This window comes from Aequorivita lipolytica (assembly GCF_007997135.1).
GTDB lineage: Bacteria > Bacteroidota > Bacteroidia > Flavobacteriales > Flavobacteriaceae > Aequorivita > Aequorivita lipolytica.
This window is the reverse complement of sequence record NZ_VORU01000003.1, coordinates 1-21,617: the sequence shown is the minus strand read 5'-3', so window position 1 is coordinate 21,617 and position 21,617 is coordinate 1. Positions and strand designations below refer to the sequence as shown.

The 21,617-nt window shown below is 38.7% G+C and carries 17 protein-coding genes; 5 read left to right on the top strand and 12 right to left on the bottom strand.

Translation table 11 applies throughout. From position 1 onward, the window contains the following. Positions 1-27 precede the first annotated feature (27 nt). The 4 genes from rpsO to tamL all read right to left on the bottom strand — a co-directional run bounded on the left by rpsO (position 28) and on the right by tamL (position 5,291). Positions 28-297, bottom strand: a complete 270-nt coding sequence (gene rpsO / locus ESV24_RS04740) for a 30S ribosomal protein S15 (protein ID WP_111814888.1) — start codon at positions 295-297, stop codon at positions 28-30. A 120-nt stretch (positions 298-417) separates the two neighbouring features. Next, positions 418-1,293: an acetyl-CoA carboxylase, carboxyltransferase subunit beta gene (gene accD, locus ESV24_RS04735; RefSeq protein ID WP_111814890.1), complete on the bottom strand. Its 876-nt coding sequence runs from the start codon at positions 1,291-1,293 to the stop codon at positions 418-420. 163 nt (positions 1,294-1,456) lie between these two features. Further along, the gene (gene fbaA / locus ESV24_RS04730) at positions 1,457-2,524 is read right to left on the bottom strand and encodes a class II fructose-bisphosphate aldolase (RefSeq protein WP_111814892.1); all 1,068 of its coding nucleotides are present in this window, start codon (positions 2,522-2,524) and stop codon (positions 1,457-1,459) included. Between the two features lie 208 nt (positions 2,525-2,732). Continuing rightward, positions 2,733-5,291, bottom strand: coding sequence for a translocation and assembly module lipoprotein TamL (gene tamL / locus ESV24_RS04725; protein WP_111814894.1), 2,559 nt, complete (start codon positions 5,289-5,291; stop codon positions 2,733-2,735). A 36-nt stretch (positions 5,292-5,327) separates the two neighbouring features. On the opposite strand from tamL, the gene ESV24_RS04720 reads away from it, so the two are divergent. Continuing rightward, entirely contained in the window at positions 5,328-6,056 is a 729-nt protein-coding gene (locus tag ESV24_RS04720; RefSeq protein ID WP_111814990.1) for an RNA methyltransferase, read from the top strand. Here the strand turns inward: ESV24_RS04720 and porT are convergent. Together porT and ubiE are read right to left on the bottom strand one after the other, a co-directional pair. Continuing rightward, positions 6,043-6,753, bottom strand: a complete 711-nt coding sequence (gene porT, locus ESV24_RS04715; protein ID WP_111814896.1) for a type IX secretion/gliding motility protein PorT/SprT — start codon at positions 6,751-6,753, stop codon at positions 6,043-6,045. The two genes, ESV24_RS04720 and porT, sit on opposite strands and share 14 nt — an antisense overlap. A 3-nt stretch (positions 6,754-6,756) precedes the next feature. After that, the gene (ubiE, locus tag ESV24_RS04710; RefSeq protein WP_111814898.1) at positions 6,757-7,488 is read right to left on the bottom strand and encodes a bifunctional demethylmenaquinone methyltransferase/2-methoxy-6-polyprenyl-1,4-benzoquinol methylase UbiE; all 732 of its coding nucleotides are present in this window, start codon (positions 7,486-7,488) and stop codon (positions 6,757-6,759) included. Between the two features lie 206 nt (positions 7,489-7,694). Between ubiE and trkA the strand changes: the two genes are divergently transcribed. Continuing rightward, the gene (gene trkA, locus ESV24_RS04705) at positions 7,695-9,044 is read left to right on the top strand and encodes a Trk system potassium transporter TrkA (RefSeq protein ID WP_111814900.1); all 1,350 of its coding nucleotides are present in this window, start codon (positions 7,695-7,697) and stop codon (positions 9,042-9,044) included. Positions 9,045-9,130: 86 nt separating this feature from the next. Next, positions 9,131-10,636 carry a TrkH family potassium uptake protein gene (locus tag ESV24_RS04700; protein WP_111814902.1) on the top strand — a complete coding sequence of 502 codons (1,506 nt, stop codon included), beginning with the start codon at positions 9,131-9,133 and terminating at the stop codon, positions 10,634-10,636. Positions 10,637-10,691: 55 nt separating this feature from the next. Here ESV24_RS04700 and purT read toward each other — a convergent pair whose 3' ends face one another. The 4 genes from purT to ESV24_RS04680 form a co-directional block, all read right to left on the bottom strand. Further along, entirely contained in the window at positions 10,692-11,858 is a 1,167-nt protein-coding gene (gene purT, locus ESV24_RS04695) for a formate-dependent phosphoribosylglycinamide formyltransferase (RefSeq protein ID WP_111814904.1), read from the bottom strand. Between the two features lie 96 nt (positions 11,859-11,954). Next, positions 11,955-14,867 carry a GEVED domain-containing protein gene (locus tag ESV24_RS04690; protein WP_111814906.1) on the bottom strand — a complete coding sequence of 971 codons (2,913 nt, stop codon included), beginning with the start codon at positions 14,865-14,867 and terminating at the stop codon, positions 11,955-11,957. 122 nt (positions 14,868-14,989) lie between these two features. Further along, positions 14,990-16,177, bottom strand: coding sequence for a pyridoxal phosphate-dependent aminotransferase (locus ESV24_RS04685; RefSeq protein WP_111814908.1), 1,188 nt, complete (start codon positions 16,175-16,177; stop codon positions 14,990-14,992). A gap of 2 nt (positions 16,178-16,179) precedes the next feature. After that, positions 16,180-17,283, bottom strand: coding sequence for a fatty acid desaturase family protein (locus ESV24_RS04680; protein ID WP_111814909.1), 1,104 nt, complete (start codon positions 17,281-17,283; stop codon positions 16,180-16,182). A 124-nt stretch (positions 17,284-17,407) separates the two neighbouring features. Between ESV24_RS04680 and rsmG the strand changes: the two genes are divergently transcribed. Beyond that, positions 17,408-18,037, top strand: a complete 630-nt coding sequence (rsmG, locus tag ESV24_RS04675; protein WP_111814911.1) for a 16S rRNA (guanine(527)-N(7))-methyltransferase RsmG — start codon at positions 17,408-17,410, stop codon at positions 18,035-18,037. A gap of 19 nt (positions 18,038-18,056) precedes the next feature. Here the strand turns inward: rsmG and ESV24_RS04670 are convergent, their stop codons facing one another. Further along, positions 18,057-18,623, bottom strand: a complete 567-nt coding sequence (locus ESV24_RS04670; protein ID WP_111814913.1) for an NUDIX domain-containing protein — start codon at positions 18,621-18,623, stop codon at positions 18,057-18,059. A gap of 78 nt (positions 18,624-18,701) precedes the next feature. Continuing rightward, on the bottom strand, positions 18,702-20,393 hold the full coding sequence (locus tag ESV24_RS04665; protein ID WP_111814915.1) for a T9SS type A sorting domain-containing protein: 1,692 nt from the start codon (positions 20,391-20,393) through the stop codon (positions 18,702-18,704). 336 nt (positions 20,394-20,729) lie between these two features. Here ESV24_RS04665 and ESV24_RS04660 point away from each other — a divergent pair, with 336 nt between their 5' ends. After that, entirely contained in the window at positions 20,730-21,467 is a 738-nt protein-coding gene (locus ESV24_RS04660; protein WP_111814917.1) for a T9SS type A sorting domain-containing protein, read from the top strand. Positions 21,468-21,617: the final 150 nt, after the last annotated feature.

The window sequence follows — 21,617 nt, the reverse complement described above, 5'->3', positions numbered from 1 at the left end:
AGGGCTCGTAAGAGCCCTTTGAGAATATTACTTACGTAATCCTAATTCTTTAATGATAGCACGGTAACGAAGGATGTCTTTTTTCATAAGATAATCCAACAATGCTCGGCGCTTACCTACTAACATTACCAAAGAACGCTCTGTGTTGTAATCCTTGTGGTTTGCTTTTAGGTGGGTTGTTAAATGGGCAATGCGGTAAGTAAATAACGCAATCTGTCCTTCAGCTGAACCAGTGTCAGTCTTAGACTTTCCGTGTTTTTCGAAAATTTTTCCTTTTTCTTCTGTTGATAAATACATGCCAATATTGTTAAAATGATTTTTATGTACTGACTACCGTTTTGATAATCAAGGGTGCAAAAATAGTAAAAGTTATTTAGTTAGCGGGTCGTTTTTGTGAAATATTACACAAGAAACAACTTAGGCAGATTTTTCTGCTTTCTCGCGAAGGGGACGATTCAAAACTAAATCTAAGTAAAGATTTATTCTGCGTTTCAAATCCCGGCGATGGGTTATAAAATCTAAGAAACCGTGCTCCATAACAAATTCAGCAGTTTGGAAACCTTCGGGAAGTTCTTTTCCTGTAGTATCGCGAACTACGCGAGGACCTGCAAAGCCAATCAACGCGCCAGGCTCACTAATGTTGATATCTCCAAGCATCGCGAATGAGGCCGTTGTGCCGCCCGTAGTTGGATCTGTACATAACGAAACATAAGGTATTCCCGCATCACTTAATTGGGCAAGTTTTACACTTGTTTTTGCAAGCTGCATTAAGGAAAGTGCGGCCTCCATCATTCTGGCGCCACCACTTTTTGAAATTATCAATAAAGGAATTTTCTTTTTTAGCGAATAATCAGCAGCACGGGCAATCTTTTCACCTACAACGCTTCCCATAGAACCGCCAATAAAGCTGAAATCCATACAGGCTATAACCAAATCTTCACCCATGGATTTTCCAACGGCGCAACGAATGGCGTCTTTAAGACCCGTTTTATCCTGGGCTTCTTTTAGTCTATCTGTATATTTCTTTTTATCCTCAAACTTTAATGTGTCCTGAGAGGTGAGATTTTTATCGAGCTCTTTAAATTTATTATCGTCAAAAAGAATTTCAAAATATTCCTTACTGCCAATGCGAACGTGATAGCCATCTTCAGGGCTCACGTAGAAGTTCTTTTCAAGCTCTTCACTGTCTATAATTTTTCCTGTGGGAGATTTGTACCAAAGTCCTTTTGGCACATCTTTTTTATCTTCTGTTGGGGTTTGTATCCCTTTTTTTGTTCTTTTAAACCAAGGCATATTCTAGTTATGAGTTATGAGTTATGAGTTATGAGTTATGAGAATTCAGTTCTCGGTTCTCAGTTCTCGGTTATTTGTAACTACCTATGAAAACAGAGTTTATAAATAAATTGATTTACTTATCTGGGTTTTCATTATTACCCCTTTGGGGGGTAGGGAGACGCTACAACGTATTTACGTTGTTCAAATCTTTAAAGGCCTGTTCAAGTCTTTTTTTGAAAGTGATTTCGCCATCGCGAAGCCATTTTCTTGGATCGTAATATTTTTTATTCGGAAGATCATCACCTTCTGGGTTTCCTATTTGTGTTTTTAAATAATCTAAATTCTTCACCATATAATCGCGAACACCTTCAGTAAATGCAAATTGCATATCGGTATCAATATTCATTTTTATAACGCCATAGCCTATAGCTTCGCGAATTTCTTCCAAAGTAGAACCGCTTCCACCGTGAAAAACAAAGTCGATAGGATTATCGCCAGTATTGAATTTTTTCTGAACGTATTCTTGTGAGTTTTTCAGAATAATAGGAGTCAGTTTTACATTTCCTGGCTTGTAAACGCCGTGCACATTTCCGAAAGCTGCAGCAATAGTAAATTGGTCGCTTATTTTTGAAAGCTCCTCGTAAGCGTAAGCAACTTCGTCCGGTTGTGTGTACAGTTTTGAGGAGTCTACATCTGTATTATCTACACCATCTTCTTCGCCGCCTGTGATTCCCAATTCAATTTCGAGAGTCATTCCCATTTTACTCATGCGCTCTAAATAGCGTTTGCAGATTTCAATATTTTCTTCAATAGGCTCTTCGGAAAGATCTATCATATGTGAGCTATAAAGTGGTTTTCCAGTTTCTTTGAAGAATTTTTCGCCTTCATCAAGCAAACCGTCTATCCACGGAAGCAGTTTTTTTGCACAATGATCTGTATGCAGAATAACCGTCGCTCCATAGATTTTCGCAAGTTCGTGAATGTGTTTTGCACCGGCAACACCACCAGCAATAGCGGCTTTTTCGTTTTCGTTTGAAAGACCTTTTCCAGCATTAAAATGTGCGCCACCATTGGAAAATTGAATGATTACAGGAGCGTTAAGCGCCGCTGCGGTTTCCATAACGGCATTAACGCTATCTGAACCCACAACATTAACGGCGGGCATAGCAAAACCTTTCTCTTTTGCGTATCTATGTATTTCTTGAACTTCTTTTCCAGTTGCTACACCGGGCTGTATACCGTGACTCATAATTTTTTGGGTAAAGTGTTAATCGCTATATGTTAATTGTTATTTGTTAATGGTGAATACTTTTACCGAAAATCGACAACCGACAACCGACAACCGACAACCGACAACCGACAACCGACAACCGACAACCGACAACCGACAACCGACAACCGACAACCGACAACCGACAACTATTTTTCAGCAAACAAAAGTAACAAATTTATATGGTTTAGAATGGATAGTTAATACCTATGTTGTAAACAGCCTCACGGAAATTATAATCTGTAAACCATCGCTCGCCCACAGGTTTTCCTGGGTTGTGGGTTTTAAAACCTACATCAAATCTAAACACAAAAAAACCAAAGTCGTACCGAAGTCCAACTCCAGAGGCAACGGCAATTTCCTTTAAATCTGCAATTCCGTCAAACGTAAACGAGGGTCTGTTTATATCGTCTAAGACGTTCCAAATGTTACCCGCATCCACAAATAAAGCTCCTTTAAAAGCACCCAAAATGGTAAACCGATACTCTGCGTTAAAGGCGAGCTTGAAGTTCGCGTCGTTGAAATCCAAAACACTGCCACTGCTTCCCGGGCCAAGATCATAAGCCCTCCAACCGCGATTGTCATTTGTGCCACCCGCAAAATAGCTTCGGGTAAAAGGAATGCTATTACTGTTTCCATAAGGAATGGCAATACCACCAAAGGCGCGTACAGCGATTATATTTTTACTGTCTACGTCCCAGTGTTTTATGTATTCGGCTTCCGTTTTTATGTATTGTGAGTAAACAACGCCCAAGGTTTCATAGTTTCCGTTATTGTCTTTTTGCAAATTGGCGAGACTGGAAATTCCCGAAAGCACATTTCCTGCAGATTCAACCTTAAAGCGCAAACGCGAAAAATTGTTGTCGTTTATGTTTTCCCGCGTATCCCGGGTTAAAGTAACGTTTGATGCAAAAATCAAATTGTTCTCGGTTAAACGAACTTCGCGTTCGGCAATACTTAAAACTTCGTCAAAAGTATCGGAATCTGCAGCAATATTTTCCTGTAAAACGTCAAATAAAAATTGTTCTGTTTCACCTGGAATTTCAAGTTTTGGATTGGTAGATGAATCGTTGAAATCATAACCCAAATTTTGCGCTATTTCATTAAGGCGGATATAAGAACTTTTATAAACGTTGTAGTAATTTTCAACATTTAAGTTTCTTACATATTGAAGGTTCAATAAATCTATTTGATAGGTAAGAATTTTTGAGGGTTTCCATCGGTAATTATAGATTCCATTGATGGTTTGCCTATCTAAGCCAATGTTGTTTTGGATGCTCGCTCCCAAGCTGATGCTTGTAGAAGGCGACATATATTTTGGAATTAATTTTTCAGTATTTAAAGGAAAGATTATCCGCGGAAAAGTTAGCTTAACATCTGCACCAAATTCTGAAATATTGAAAAAACTGCTTTCACTATCTGCTGCGTCCTTTGAGGAACCAAGACTTCCTCGGCCAGAAATTTCAAGGATTTCCGCACCGCGAAAGATATTTCGAAAAATCATATTTCCGCTGAAGCTGATCCCGAACTGCTGAATGGTGGAGGTATAGGCGTCAAAATCTACCCCAAGCGTAAAGCGGTCGCGCGGGCTTAGAAGAATAGTTGCGTTAAGTAAGCTGCCGGTAGTATCTGTTGCAATTTCTGAGTAATTAATATTCGGATATTTAAAAATTCGCAAATCGCTAATTTGATTGTAAGTGAGCTTACGATCAATGTCTTTATAAATTTTCCCGGGTGTTATTGAAATTGCATCAGCAATCGCTTTTGGGCGAAATCGCATCTTGCCATAGCTGAACAGCTTATAACCGTTATAACTTATTGAATCTTGGAAAGTTTTGTTGCGATTGTCATAAGAATAATCTGTCACAATCCTGACTTCTTTGATGCTGTGCACCTTAAACGGCTCGGTATAAGTGCTGTCGCCCTGGGTAATTTTCCGATTGGGTATAATATATGTAATGTTTGCTTTGTGATCGGTATTCACAGTGTCTGCTTCGAAACCTACATATTCCTGTTCAAAGTGATAAAGTCCAGAATTTCTAAATTGAATGGTAAGCCTATCGCGTTCGTTTACGAGATCATTTGCGGCATATTGCTTCCCGGGAACGATAAATGATCTGCCTTTTGAGCGTTGATAAAGAGAATCTACAACTGGCGAACTTATCTTTTCAGTAATAGAATCACCCACAAAATAAGGCTGGCGTTTTTTAACCAAGTAGGTCACTTTTGCGCGTTTCTTCTTTTTGTCACTGGGTTCAATTTTATAATCTACTTCGTCATTAAAATATCCATAACTGGCATACCAGCGTTTTAGCCTTACCATAGATTTTTCAATTTTTTGCTCACTCACAATTGCAGGGGCATCGCCAGATTTTTGAAGCCATTCGTTTATACCCACATAACTGTTGCCTATTTGCTCAACTTGCTTTTTGGAAAGAAGACTAATAAGCCGCTCCTCGCGTTTGGGGTTTTTGTGAAGCCATCGGTAATAGGTAGAGTCTGGTTGCGGGTCTGCTAAATTATAAATGTGCAAACTCAACGGTATTCCAATTAACGGAATGGAAGTATTTGGCTTTTGTGCCAGCTGGCTGTAAACACCCGCATTCTTAATCTTAACGCTATCCACCAAAATAATATTCTCGGTAAGTAGATACTCGCCATCCGGAACTCTCTTTACAGCATTGCACGAAAAAAACAGACTGATAAATACTATAAATAGTGATATTTTTGTGAGATCGCGCTTCAAGTGTACATTTTTATTCGAATTCAAAAATACTATAATTTGGTCAGCAAAAGTCAAACAAAATTAATAACGAGTCTGCAACAAAAAAAGTACCGCACCCAAAGCGGTCTTTTTGTAGCCGAAGGTCCAAAAGTAATATCTGAATTGTTGGACGGAGGTTTTAAGTTCCACTCTTTTTTTTCAACCGATACTTCAGAAATTACGGCTGTAAACCATTTTCTGGTTACCGAAACGGAACTCAAAAAAATAAGTTTCCTGAAAACAGCAAACACTTCATTGGCTCTTTTTGAAATTCCCAAAACAAAACCTTTAAAAGACTTGGGTTTGATCCTGGCTTTGGACGCTGTGCGCGATCCCGGAAATCTGGGAACCATTATTCGCCTTTGTGACTGGTTTGGGGTGCAGCAATTAATTTGTTCTCAAGATACCGCAGATTGTTTTAACCCAAAGGTAGTACAAGCAACAATGGGTTCTTTGGCGCGTGTGCAAGTTCATTATTTGTCGCTTTCTGAATATTTCGAAAAGACTACTTTGCCTATTTATGGCGGATTTATGGAAGGGGAAAATATCTACTCTGCAAAACTTCCCAAAGAGGGCATAATGGTAATGGGCAATGAGGCCAACGGTATTTCAGAAGAGATAATCAAAACAATAACCCATAAAATTACGATTCCCCGTTTCGGAAAAATTCAAAAAACAGAAAGTCTTAACGTTGCTACTGCTACCGCTATTCTTTTAAGCGAATTTAGAAGGTCTACTGAAATGTAAAGTTTACAAAAATTCCACGTGTGGAAAGCTTGTCGATATTTCCGGTCCATGGACTATTAGGGTCGTCATCGCGAACCAATTCATCATTCAACGCAAAAACCCCACGAATGGAAGGTGTAAATTTGAAGAAATAGAGATAGAAATCTATCCCAAAACCAAGCTCATAATAATTGGTGCCCTTTGTCATCCGGAATTTTCCCTGCTCATTGTCTTCCGGGTTTGCCTCATTACTGGAAAGGTTGAGAGAGGTGGAAACACCGCCAATAATAAATGGTTTTATATTGTTTAAGCGCTTTGTGGAAACTTTAAGCAACAACGGCACGTGAATATAGGTAGATTTCACCTCGCGCAAAAAATCTCTAGGTTCTGAAAATCCAGGAAAGGTAAGATTCCGTTGTGTAAAATATAAACCTGGTTCCAAACGCAGGTTTAAATACTCATTGATCCGCATATCGCCAACGAGCCCAACATTGAAACCTGTGGAACGCTCCACCTGAATATCTGTATTGTCATCAGCATATTGATCTATATAATCAATTTTAAAATCATAACTGTTGAATCCCAAAAAATAGCCGTAAGAAAAACGTTTTTTATCGAAATTTTCCAAATTTGCAATACGCTCATTATTGAAAAACCATTGCGCATTCGCGCTGTTTGCGATACATAAAACGGCCAGTACAAAAAATAGCTTCTTCATAAATTATTTAGTAGCATTATAGATGGTTGCCACACCGAAAGTTTGTGGTTTATTCTTCACTTCATTAAACCCAATTTTGCGCAAAATATTGTTGAGCTTTTCACCGTGCGGAAATACCGAGGCGCTTTCGCTTAAATATTTGTACGCTACTTTGTCTTTTGAAAAAACTTTGCCAATAAGCGGAAGAATATTTTTTGAGTAAATATAATAACCCTGCTTGAAAGGAAATTTTGTGGGTACCGAAGTTTCCAAAATCACAAAAATGCCTCCTTTTTTCAGTACGCGAAGAATCTCGGAAAGACCTTTTTCCAGATTTTCAAAATTTCTGATTCCGAAAGAAACGGTAATGGCGTCGAAAGAGTTGTCTTCAAACGGTAAGGCTTCAGAGTCTGCTTGCACAAATTCAATTTTTTCTGAAATTTCCTTTCCCAAAATCTTTTTGCGTGCTACGGAAAGCATTCCGTCAGAAATATCCAAACCAACAATTTTTTCTGCGGAAGTTTTTTCGGCAAACTGAATGGCAAGATCGCCCGTGCCAGTGGCAATGTCCAGAATGGTTTTTGGATTTTTTTCAGCAACCATCTTAATGACGTTTTTTCGCCATTTAATATCGGAACCCAAGGAAATTATACGGTTGAGCCCGTCATAATTTTCAGAAATAGTATCGAACATCTGTTCAACCTGCTTCTTTTTTCCTTCCGAAGAATCTTTATAAGGTGTTATTTTCTTTTCCATAAAATTGCGCTTGCAAAACTACATATTTTTTGAGAGGTGCTGTTAATTTTGTTGAAGTTTCAAACTTTGGTAAAGAATTATGCAGCAAAGAGTATTTAACAATCAATGCCTTTTATTTCTATATCTTTGTCTCCGTAAATAATTATGATAGATTTACTTGCGGAAAATTCCTGTAAATTTATTTTTAAGAATTAAATTCAGCCTTAATGAAGATTATCATTGCCGGTGCCGGCGAAGTTGGGTTCCACCTTGCAAAATTACTTTCTTTTGAATCGCAAGACATTACACTTATTGATACAAATCGCGACTCACTGGCCAACGCTGACACGCATTTGGACATTCGCGTAGTTCGTGGCGATGCTACTTCTATTTCGGTACTTCAGGATAGTCGTGTAAACGACACCGACCTTGTAATTGCGGTAACTTCCAGCGAAACTACTAATATAACCGTTTGTGTACTGGCCAAACAATTGGGAGCTAAACGTACTATCGCACGTATTTCCAATACTGAATTTATTGACAGAAAAGATGAAGTAGGGTTTAAAAAATTTGGGATCGACGAGCTTATTTCACCGGAATCTCTAGCTGCAAATGAAATTGAACTTCTGCTTGGCCAAAGTGCCTTCAACGATACCTATGAATTTGAAAATGGCGCCTTAACAATGATTGGACTTAGTTTGTCCCGAACTTCGGCTTTTGTGGGTAAATCTGTAAAAGAAGTGGCAAAACTGAATCCAGAATTGCGCTATGTACCCATTGCTCTACAACGTTACGGGACGCAGTACACAATTATTCCGCGTGGCGATACGCAGTTTAAGGAAGGAGATCAAGTTTACTTCACCACCTGTAAAAATGGTTTGGAACAAATTTTCAAACTTACTGGAAAGGTTCGGCAGGAAATTAAAAACGTAATGATTCTCGGTGGAAGTAAAATTGGTTACAAAACTGCAAAAGATCTTTGCAAGAGTAATTTTAATGTAAAGCTAATTGAAAGTAGCAAAGACAAAGCTTTTGAAATAGCAGATGATATTCCCGGCTGTCTCGTAATTAACGGCGATGGTAGAAATGTAGATTTATTAACTGAAGAATCCATAGAAGATATGGACGCTTTTATCTCAGTTACTGGAAATAGTGAGACCAATATTATGTCTTGCTTAGTGGCAAAATCAAAAGGGGTTAAAAAAGCAATCGCCTTGGTAGAAAATATGGATTATTTTCAACTTTCGCATTCTATTGGTATTGATACGCTTATCAATAAAAAACTTTTGGCTGCCAATAATATTTTCCGCTACGTTCGTAAAGGTGAAGTGGTAGCAATGACGAAGCTGAACAATATGAATGCGGAATTACTAGAGTTTGTAGTTTCCTCACACGCCAAAGTTTGCAATAAAAAAATTAAAGACTTAGATTTTCCTGTTTCGGCTATAATTGGTGGGGTTATTAGAGATGGGGAAGGTATAATTGCCTTGGGCGATTTCGAGATTAAAAGTGGTGATAGGGTAGTGGTTTGCTGCCTTCCGCAATCTATCGGGAAAGTGGAAAAACTTTTCATCTAAATTAAATATTTCACAAAGCGGAAGATGCAATGCCTCAATCATTCATCTTCGGTTGGTAAAAAAAATGTTAAACGGCATTTCATATAATGAGTTCACTTTCCAAGCTTAATTACAAAATCATTTCGCACTTAATGGGTCTTTTGCTCATGGTGAATGGTGGTTTTATGCTTTTGTCTTCCATAGTAAGTTGGTATTACGAAGATGGTGTACTTCAGCAAATGATTTTGGCGGGAACAGTTGCGTTGGGTGTGGGGGGAATACTAATGTTGCTGACGCGAAACCACAGAAAAGAAGTTCAAAAACGGGAAGGTTACATTATTGTTGCATTTGGTTGGATTTTTATGGCACTTATCGGGACATTACCTTATATTTTTACGGGAGCCATACCAAGTTTTACCAATGCTTTTTTTGAAACAATGAGTGGTTACACCACCACGGGCGCCTCAATATTAACTGATATTGAAAGTATTCCGCGGGGCGTGCTCTTTTGGCGAAGTATTACCCATTGGATTGGCGGTATGGGAATCATCGTTTTAGCAATTGCAATTTTACCATTACTAGGAATTGGCGGCATGCAGCTTTTTGCGGCCGAAGCTCCCGGCCCTGGCGGAGACAAACTGCATCCACGAATTACGGATACCGCTAAAAGATTGTGGCTTATTTATGTAGGTTACACAGTGGCGGAAACTATTTTACTGAAAATTGCGGGGATGAGTTTCTTTGACGCGATTAACCATTCATTGGCAACCTTGAGCACAGGCGGATTTTCAACAAAAAATGCGAGTGTCGCTTATTGGAATGATAATCCTATGGTGCAATACATCATTATTGTATTTATGTTTTTGGCGGGAAGCAATTTTGTTTTGAGCTATTTCGCTTTCAAACGCAAATTTCAGAAGGTATTTCAAGACGAAGAATTTAAAATGTATACCATATTTGTAATTGGGCTCACCGTAGTTGCGGCATTATTAATTTATTTTGAGGCAGACGCAACACTTTCAAGCATAGCGCATCCAATGGTTTGGGGCCCCTTTGAGAGTGCTGTTCGCCATGGTCTTTTCCAAGTTCTTACTATTGTTACCACTACAGGTTTTGTGAGTGCAGATTACACACTTTGGACTCCATTTTTGACAATTTTCTTTTTTGGGATGATGTTTTTGGGTGGTTGTGCTGGTTCCACCGCGGGTGGAATTAAAATAATGCGTCACCTAATTATGATTAAAAACGGCATACTTGAATTTAAGCGAACGCTACATCCACATGCTATTTTACCTGTTCGTTACAATAGGAAAGCAGTGCCTCAGCCCATTGTTTTCAATATTCTTGGTTTCTTTATTCTATATATGCTTTCTTTTATTATTGGGACGCTGGTTTTTTCTTGGTTGGGGTTGGATTTTAAAACCGCGCTCGGAGCAGCCGCTTCAACCTTGGGGAATGTGGGGCCTGCGCTTGGTGACCTTGGTCCTGTGGATAATTACGCATATCTGCCTGATGCCGCAAAATGGTGGTCCAGTTTCTTGATGCTTATTGGAAGATTGGAATTGTTTACGGTACTTATTCTACTTACTCCTTTTTTCTGGAGGAATAGATGATTTTAAGTTCCAACCCTTCGACTGCGCTCAGGGTGACATTATCAAAATTTTCGCTTTAGCCTGATATCACTTTCACTTGGGAAGCCAATTTTTTAGCTTTTTCGGTTACTTCTAAAATGTTGCCATCCAATGTGTCATACGTTAATACAACGCCCATTCTTCGGTAGGGACGGGAAGTGGGTTTGCCAAAAATCCTGAAGTCTGTTTTTGGTGAAGCTGCTACTTTCTCCAAACCTTCAAAAGTTGGATTTCCGGAATTTTCCGAAGCCAGAATAACTGCGCTAGCGCCAATGCGCTCCTGCGTTATTTCAGCAATTGGTAGTCCCAAGATTGCGCGGAGGTGCAATTCAAATTCATTGAAATTTTGGGTTTTTGCAAGCGTAGCCATTCCTGTATCATGCGGCCTCGGTGAAAGTTCAGAAAAATAAACGCTATCGTCAGCTACAAAAAATTCAACACCCCAAATTCCGCAGCCAGTTAGGGCGGTGGTAACTTTTTCGGCCATTTGTTGTGCTTCTTTTAAAACATCTGTTTTCATAGGTGCGGGTTGCCAGCTTTCCATATAATCGCCGCGTTCCTGATGGTGTCCGATAGGCGGGCAAAAAAGAGTTTTTCCGTTGAGCTGGGTAACGGTGAGCAGTGTTATTTCATAATTGAAATTTACGAAGGTTTCAACTATTACTTCAGCTACGTCACCACGGGATCCGTCTTGTGAATATTTCCAGGCTTTTTCAATATCTGCTTTTGTTTTTATGGTGCTTTGGCCTTTTCCGCTGGAAGACATAAGTGGTTTTACTACGCAGGGCATTCCTATTTCTGAAACTGCTGTCTTCAGACTTTCGGCAGAGGTTGCGTAGCGATATGCGGCTGTTTTTAATCCTAACTCTTTTGAAGCAAGATCGCGAATCGCTTTTCGGTTCATTGTGAAATTTGCCGCTCTCGCAGACGGAATTACGGTGTAACCTTGCTTTTCGTATTCGTAAAAACGTTCGGTACGGATGGCTTCAATTTCGGGAACAATATAGTCTGGTTTGTATTTTTCAACGAGTGCGTCCAAAGCATTTCCGTCGAGCATATTTATTACTTCAGAAAAATCAGCCATTTGTGCTGCGGGTGCGTTGGGATAGCTGTCCACGGCTATTACCGTTTGACCGATTCGTTTTGCGGCAATGGTAAATTCCTTGCCTAGTTCTCCGCTTCCCAATAATAAAATTTTGGCCATTCTATGAGTTTTTGTAAAAATACGGGAATAGATTTCATGAAAATACCCAAAGTACAATTTGTACTTTGGGTATTCTAAATTAATATTTATTTGAAATTATTTTACGATGATCCGTTTAACTCTTCCGTTGTCCTTATTGCCAACACGAACCAAATAGACTCCTTTGGCCACGTAGCTCATATCTAACTTGTAGTTGTATCCGTTTCCATTATTCTCCAATTTTCTGAACAATAATCTTTGGCCAAGCGTATTGTAAACAGACAGATTCATTGATGCAGAATAATTAATTGTTTTTAAACTAACATCAAAGTTGTTGTTTTCTAAAGTTAGAACTGTTAGGCCGTTTTCGTCAAAAATAGAATCAGTAATGCCAGCGGTTCCAATCTGTGCAGAATAATCTTCTGTTTCACCAAAGGTAGTTTCCTCACAGGCATCATCGGGCACCGGACCTTGCCAGTTTGTTTTGGCACGCATTAAATGTTGACCTATGGCTGCTCCCGCGGGAACAACTAAATCTGTTGTTATAGTGTACGTTCCACCGCCTTGACCGGCAGCAATCACTACATTGTTTACAACGGTTTCATCATTTGTGAAAACAAAGTCATCATTAAAATCAATCCAAACACGAATATACTGATCTCCATAACCTGTGGTTATTGTCAAGTCGTTAGTAGAGTCTGGCTCCATTCCAGCAACAAGGTTGGTAAAGTCTCCGTAACCCTCGCAAGCTGATGGATTGTTTATATCTGTAACACTGAAAAGTTGCAAACCATCACCGAAAGAACAATCTCCAACAGGTTGGCAGTTTTGATGTGCTATTATTACAGTAGTGGAATCATTAGACGTATCACTATCACCAGGCAAGGAAGTGGTGGCGGTCAAGGTATAACTTCCAATTGCAGAAAAATCTCCAGTCTGTGTAAAGGTGTAGGATGCTGTAGAGTTTGCTACCAAAGGACCAACAAATATTTCTGTTACCACTGTGCCATCCAAATCATAGGAAACATCAAAATTTGATTGTGGTTCACCACCAAAATTTGTGACTGTAACTGTAATATTTTCAGTACCGTTTAAGTCGATTCCAGAAACGGGTGAAGTTATTGCACTAACACCAATGTCGTTTGGCTCCAAATAAGTTACTGTTTTAGTCCGGGCATCGTTTGAAGTATCTTCATCACCTGCCAGATTAGTTTCTGAAACAATAGTATATGTTTGCCCCACAGTGCCCAAGTTTGCAGTAGCAGTAAATGTATACTGAGCTGTTGCAGCAGAGGCGATAGTGCCCGTAAATGTTTCTGAAATAACAGCTCCGCCATCCACTTGAAAGGTTACTGGAATATTTGAAGCGCTGTTCTGTCCATAATTGAAAATAGTAACCGTTACAGCTTCACTATTGGAAAGTGTACCTGTTACCGGAGCGTCAATGCTTACAACGCCAACATCATTGTTGAAGTTTGGGGCAATTTGAAATACACCCACAACATCTTTTCTTCCGTTGTTCATATATTCGTTTATGAACCAGAATTGTTTATCGTTAGCAGGATCTAAATCAATTTTACTGTAATCGCCATAACGTAAACCCGGAATATTCTGGTTTCCGGGAGCTATTAACTCCTCGGCAATTGTCATAGTGTTTAAAGGATCGCTTGCGTATCGTCCGGTATAATATGAACTAACTCTTTTAGTGGTTGGGTCTGGAGTTGTTGGCCCTGCCATTGAGGTATAACCCATTCCAATATTTCCTTGTACATCCATCATCATACTTGCATGCCAAGCATGTTTTCCGTCAGGAGAAGTATAAGTACCTTCTTGATAAATAGACCAAGGCTGTCCATCTGCAGATTGACGAAGTTCGAACCAACGTACTCCTGCACGTTCACCTCCAGATGCATCGGTGTCAACCACAAAATTGAATACGGCCGAATTGTGCCCGCTAAATTTCCTGAACTGAGCCTGGTTCATAATAGTAGCTTGGAGCGCATCAATATCAGCGCCACCGCCTGGTTGCGATAAATTCGAGAAACTTCCACCGTCAAATACTGAAATGAAAGGAGTGGTTATAAATTCAGTAGGTGCTGAAATGGTAGAACTTCCTGGAGTCACCCAGTTCACATCTACGGTCCACAATTTAAAGTGATCCTGAGAAACTCCGGACCAAGCATCATCCTGTAAATAAATAATAGGCAAGTCTCCCGAAGCAGGAAGATTGTTATTGGTTACGTTTAAAGCTTGTGGGCTATAAAAACCACTGGTTACAATTCCAGGAAGTGGAAAGCCAATTATTTGTGCTGTTGGATCACCAGCCAGCATCTTGGTTCTTTCCATGGCGTAAATTTTATTGGTACTACCAGTATTCTCTGTCATGTAATAGCCGTCACTCCAAACTGAAAGCTTTTGGTAATCGTTAATTTGAGGAATAGTATAAACATACCAACCGTCGTTTACTGGGTCTGGACCGTCAGAAATTGCTATTTGTGCACCGTTTCCAAGAAAGGTCATTACAAATCTATCAGCAGCATTGTCGTAAGAAATGGTAAGATCGCAACAGCCTCCATTTGGAAAAATTGTTGGGTTTGGACTAACTTGACCGGTTAGTGGGTTTCCACTTTTATCAAAGATTCTAAATCCGGTGTTGAATACTACTACAGCATGGTTAGGCCCTACACCAATGGAAGGATCTGTAGGTTGTGAGCTTGACTGAGCCGCATCAAAAACTAAAGAGGGAGCTCTTCCGCTAAGAACTTGCTCCATTTTGTTTGGGTTTCTTTTGAAATAATCATCTTCAATCTGCGGATCTTTTCCAGGGATAATTAAGTTTTTTGAAGCTCTTCCGTCTTGCATAACTTGTTCCTTAACCCTTGCTGGAGCTAAATTGGTCTGTGAGGCTATTGAAGGAACGTGAACCATTGAGCCCACCGTACCAATATAAGTTGCTTTTGTTTTTTCCTGTGCTTGTACTCCAAGGCATAGTGCAAAGAAAAAGATTAGTAAAGTAATTTTAGTTTTCATTTTAAAAGTTTGTTGTTTGAGTTAAAAAATTATAAGCGTCTAAATTACAGATAATTTCTAAAATGAAAACGGGATTGATGTATTATAATCAATCCCGTTTTAGTTATTCTAAAAAGCTTTGTCTAGTTCAAGGCTTCCTTAATCCTTCGCATTGCTTCTTTTATTTCTGTTTCCGAAGCAGCATAAGAAAGCCGGATACAATTTGGATCGCCAAAGGCTTCACCAGTAACGGTGGCAACTTTGGCTTCTTCCAAAAGATATAATGAAAAATCTGAAGCCGTATTTATATTTTTTCCGCGCAGCGTTTTTCCGAAGAAATAGGAAATATCTGGAAACACATAAAACGCACCTTCTGGTTTGTTGGTTTTAAAACCTTCAATTTCCGAAAGCAAGCTCAATATCAGCTTCCTTCTTTCCTTAAAGGCATCAACCATAAATTTTATCTTGCTTGGTGGATTCTCCAAAGCGGTAATGGTGGCTCTTTGTGCAATACAGTTTGCACCGCTAGTTACTTGGCCTTGCATTTTGTTGCAAGCCTTGGCAATCCACTCTGGACCGCCAATGTAGCCAATGCGCCAGCCCGTCATAGAGAAAGCTTTGGAAACACCGTTCACTACAACAGTACGATCGTACATATCTTCAAATTCGGCCATTGAGAAATGACTTCCGGTAAAATTGATATGTTCGTAAATTTCATCACTTATAACGATGATCTCCGGATATTTCACCAAAACATCGGCTAATTTTCGAAGCTCCTTTTTACTGTAAACAGAACCGCTCGGGTTGCAGGGAGAACTGTAAATAATAAGTTTTGTTTTTGGAGTGATAGCAGCTTCCAAGGCTTCAGCAGTTATTTTAAAATCAGTTTCTATTGAACTTGGAATTTCTTTAGGAATTCCTCCAGCAACTTTGCATTGGTCTGCATAGCTTACCCAATATGGAGCTGGTAGCAAGACCTCGTCGCCTTCATTTAATAGAACCATTGTTAGATTGGCCAAAGATTGTTTGGCTCCTGTAGAAACAACAATTTGCGAAGGCTTGTACTCGAGGTTATTGTCTCGTTTAAATTTGGTTATAATTGCGTTTTTCAAATCGCCATAACCATCCACTGGCGTATAGGAATGATAATTATCCTGAATGGCTTGAATGGCGGCATCCTTTATAAACTCTGGTATTGGAAAATCAGGTTCACCCAAGCTTAGGCCAATAATATCTATGCCTTGCTCTTTTAATTCCCTTGTTTTGGCAGCCATTGCCAGTGTGGCCGAGGTGGCCATCTCGTTCACTCGTTTTGAAAGTCTGTTATCCATAATTATTGTGCGGGTACGGCAGGCTTGAGCCCCATTTCTTTTAAGTGTCTGAAATGGGCAATAATCGCCTTGCGGGTGGTTTTATATTCTTTGTAAGGCAGGTTATATTCTTTGGTGGTGCTCTTTACAATTTTTGAAATATTCTTGTAGTGAATATGGCTAATATTCGGAAAAATGTGGTGCTCCACTTGATGGTTTAGGCCTCCGGTATACCAATTCACAATTTTATTGTTCGTTGAAAAATTCATCGTGGTGAACAACTGATGGATTGCCCAAGTATTTTTCATAGTGCCACTTTCATCCGGCAGTAGTATATCTGTATCTTCTACCACATGTGCAAGTTGGAAAACTATGCTCAAAATCAATCCTGCAACGTAATGCATTATAAAGAATCCTATTAAAATTTTCCACCAAACAATGTTGAAAAACAGGATTGGGATAACAATCCATAGAGAAATGTAGATTAATTTGGTAACAACCAAAATACTCCATTGTGTAATTGGTTTTGGCAGTTTTCCGTAAGATAGCTTGCGGGCCAAATATCTTTTAGTTTGAAAAAAATCTGTGGTCAGCACCCAGTTGAAGGTTAGTAAACCATAAAAGAAAATACTGTACCAATGTTGGAATTTATGCATTTTGTTCCATTTTGAATGTTTTGAAAAACGAAGTATTCTTCCAGCTTCCAAATCTTCATCATGACCGTGGATATTAGTATAAGTATGGTGCAACACATTGTGCTGCACTTGCCAATTGTAAACATTTCCTGCAAGTATATACATACTGCTGCCCATTATTTTGTTCACCCATTTTTTAGAGGAATAAGCCCCGTGGTTTGCATCGTGCATCACGTTCATCCCTACGCCAGCCATCCCCACACCCATAACAATGGTGAAGAGTAATTGGGCCCAGCCTGGAAAATCTAGTGTAAGCATTAGAAAATAGGGGGTGAGGTAGATTGAAAACATAATTACGGTTTTCAAGTGTAGTTTCCAATTGCCCGTTCGCGCAATATTGTTATCCTTAAAATAATCGTTAACGCGCTTATTCAGTGTTCTGAAAAATTTTGCGCTATCAACTCTCGAGAAATTTAGATTTGTAGATGTCAAAGTGAATTTTTTACTGAGTGTTTTACTGTATAAGTTACAAAAATAATTATCTTTTGTGGAAATCTAGTTGTTGAAAATCATAATTTTCCCAAAGATGACATACTTTTGCCCCTTAAATTGACTTATGGAACTCATATTAAAATATTTTCCGGATTTAACAGATCTTCAGAAAGCCCAATTTGTTCAGCTTCAAGAGCTTTACGAGAATTGGAATTTAAAGATAAATGTGGTTTCGCGGAAGGATATTGACGAACTTTATCTAAGGCACGTAATTCACTCGCTTGGAATCGCTAAAATCCAACCTTTTCTTGCCGGTTCAAAAATACTGGATGTGGGTACTGGTGGCGGTTTTCCCGGTATCCCACTTGCTATACTGTTTCCGGAGGTACAGTTTCATTTAGTTGATAGTATTGGGAAAAAGATAATGGTTGTTGATGAGGTAGTTTCTGGGCTGCAGCTGCAAAATGTGAAAGCCACAAACGCTCGTGTGGAAACAGTTTCAGGAAAATATGATTTCATCGTAAGCCGTGCTGTGGCTCAAATGGAAACCTTTGTACATTGGGTGAATGGCAAAATTGCCAAAAAAAGCTTGCACGAGCGTAAAAATGGAATACTCTACTTGAAGGGTGGTGATTTGGCTGAAGAATTAAAATTTTATCCCAAAGCCACTGTCTTTCCTTTAGCCGATTATTTTGAAGAAGATTTTTTTGAAACTAAAAGCGTAGTGCATTTGCCTTTGAAATATAGAGGTTAAAGCTTCAAAGCCTGAAATTTTAAGTAGAAATTTTGTGTATCAAATACCACTGCAATGCGAGAATAGTTTTGGCATCCTTCATTTCGTAAATAATTGAGATTATTTCTGAAACAGGAATTTTTATCAATTGGATATCTTCGTTTTCTTCGGTATTTCCGCCGCCTTTTGCAATTTTGTCTTTGATTGAAATTTCGGAATAGTATAAAAAGATGCGTTCTGTTGAAGCTCCAGGGGAGGTATAAAATGTGGTTAATAATTCTGCAGTTTTTAACTTATAGCCCAGTTCCTCCATGACTTCCCGTTTTATACAGTCTTCGGGGTTTTCGTTTTCCTCTAAAGAACCTGCTGGTATTTCCAGCAACCAGCCTTCGCCATTTTTACAAGATGGGTACCGAAATTGATTTGTTAGCAAAATACTTTGGGTCTCTTTTTCCAAAACAAGTATTGCGACGGAATCACCTCTTTCAAAAGCCAATCTTTCTGTGTTGATTTGATTTCCGCTGAATGTATCATAGGTTATCGTGGCCTTAACCATTTTGTAATGGTCCTTAAACACAATTTTTTCGTCTTTAATAATATATTTCACTGTTCTATATTTTCAGTTTAAAGTAATAAAAAACCCCGAACGAATCGGGGTTTTATAGAATGTTTAATAAAAATTGATTTAGTTGGCAATCAAGAACCTTTTGGTGGTTACCGCATTGTCCTTTGAAATCTTCATAAAGTAAGTACCGTTTTCAAGATTGGATACGCTCACTTGCTCGTCCATAGAAATATTTTCTTGTGAAAGAATCAGTTTTCCTAATATGTCAAATACTTGAATGTTTGCATTTTCAGCGTTTTTAAGGTTTAGCACTGTACTTGCAGGGTTTGGGTATAAACTGATGTCGCTAAGTTGGTTATCATTAACACCCAATATACCGTTACTTGAAAACTGTGTAGTTTCACCGGAACCATAAGTACCGTCAGTAAAATATATTTGGTTTCCAAGATGATCTGTCAAAGTTACGGAAGCACCATCGTCACCGAATGTATCACGAATTTCAAATGAATAACAACCAGCATCCAGCGTAAATGTTACGTTTATTGTTTGGTTGTTTCCGTAAGGTCCGCCATTATATAGGTTTGTTCCTGCTCCATCTCTTAAATACCATCTGCATTCAGACCCATATCCATCTGTAATTAGGACCATATTTACGGTACCTGAACCTCCAGCTGCTTCATCAAAGGATTGTGAAACTTCATTGTTTCCGTTATCGTCATCATTAGGAACGCTTACTTCCACCAAATTACTTCCCTGTAAGTTAAAAGCAACTTCAGGAAGTTCAATGGTCTCATTGCGAAGTGATTCAAGACTTCCAGTCCATGTATAATTATTTACGTCTCCATTAATAACGTATTCTATTTCTAAAGTAGTTATGGTATTTTGACCCGTATTTTGGATATTCACCTCCGGCGCGATTGTATTGCTGCAAGTATTAGGCAACTCAACAAGGTATCTTACGTTTGCATCATTAGCATTTGCTATGCCACTATAGGTAGGATATGCGCGACTTCCGCTAGGTATTTCCTGTTGTGTATTGCTGATAAATGCTACCACTTCCATATCTGCAAGTTCGGTTGGTACACCATTGTAATCTGCAGGAATAGTGTAAGTAAAAGTACGATCAACAAACGTACCCGCGGTAGTGGTATTAATAACTTCTCCCCACTGCCCAGTAATCATCTCTACAAGTCTGTGCATGTGGTTGTAATTGTTTCCTTGTCCACCACCAGTTTGTGGTCCTTTAGTATTGTTTTGTAATAAAGCAACATTCAATAAATTAGTACTTTGCGGGCTATTGCTTGTATAATATCCTTCCACGTGAACTGTAAGCACATTTGTCTGCACATCAATTACAGCTTCAACACCAACATTTACAGGTGAGCCAACTGCTAAGGTTTCGGTTGATGATATGCTCCAGAAATTTCTTCCCATTGCAGTTCCTCCTCCACTAGCCATAGAGCGACCTGGGAAAACGTGTCTGTTAACAGTTCCTGAAGGATAGCCAAAACCTGAACCTGAATATGATTGGTTTTTAATTGCTTCGCCATACGGAGTTCTAAAATCTGGTTGGCCAGGACTTGGAACGGCAAAGCCGCCCACGTGAATATTTATAACTGACACACGATCCGGATTAGCATCCTGAATAGTTTTTGCAATTGCGTGTCCGGATGGACAATAAACACATTTGATTCCCGTAAATTCTTCAAGGACGACATTTTTGTTTTCGGGGGAAGTTGATACGATTGTTTGTCCATAAGTAACAAAGGCAAACAATGCAAAAACTAAGCTTAGAAGTAGTTTTTTAAACATGATTTTTTAGTTTTTTATGTTGTGAAAATTAAGTAAAGCTACAAATGTACTTTTTTATAATTTATTATTAGAAGCCTGAAAAGCAAAACTTTGACATTTCAATGTTAAAATTTCGAATAAGCTTCCAATATTTCATTTTTTGAGAGCTTATATTAAGAATTTATTCGTTTTACCATTAATTATTTTCAAGTTTAACAATTTTTTCTTAATTATACTAGGTTTGAAAATGTTAAATATCTGAAATGGAAAGACTCTGGAGATAAAGATTTTTAATTATTATGTTTACTTTTGTTACACTCAGTAACAATTTTCACATTAATCCTAAAACTAAAAACAATGAAATTTAAATTACTTCTTTTGAGTGTAATGGGTTCAGTTGCCTTAACAAATGCCCAATATACGGTTACAGATAGATCAGGCACCGTCCTGAATGAAGGCGACGTTATGGAATTTGGAACTTTTGTGTATCCAGATGCTTCTTATGAGTTTTACGTAACAAACGATAACGGATCTCAGGAAATTTATACAAGAATAGAATATCTAGCAGAATCCAATTCTACAAATGGAGAGTTCGAGCAACTGTGCTATGGCCTTTGTTATAATAATCTTCTTGCCGGTGATACAGTTCCTCCATCAAATGAAGGAGCTCTTACCATTGGTATTGGCGAAACCACAGCGCTAGGAAATCACTTTTTCAGTGATGATCCAGGAAATGGAGTTGACAATGTTGAATTTGTTTTTGCTTTTCGTCAATATTCTGATGCCGCTGGTACTATTGAAATAGGCACGCCTCTAACCTTCACCTATAGATACAATCCAACATTGGGCGTTAACAGCAATTCTAAAGTAGATTTAACCATTCAGGCCACAATGGTTAATAGTGAATTGGTTTTGAACGTAAACGAACCGGTTAGTATGATTATGTATGACATACAAGGAAGAGTTGTAAAACAAACGCAACTTGCTATAGGCCGTCAGGTAATAAATGTTTCAGATTTAAATGCGCAAACTTATATTGTTCAATTCAAAAATGAAAAAGGAGGAGCCCAAACAAGTAAAATTGTGGTTCGATAAAACCTAAATTATAGATGTAAAAAAAGAGGTCGTCTAAAAACTATTTAGGCGACCTTTTATTTTTTGGTCTTTTTGATTTTATTCTGAAGCTGATTGTTTAATTAGGTGATTAGTCAGTAGATCAAATTAAGCAAAGCGATTCTTACATCG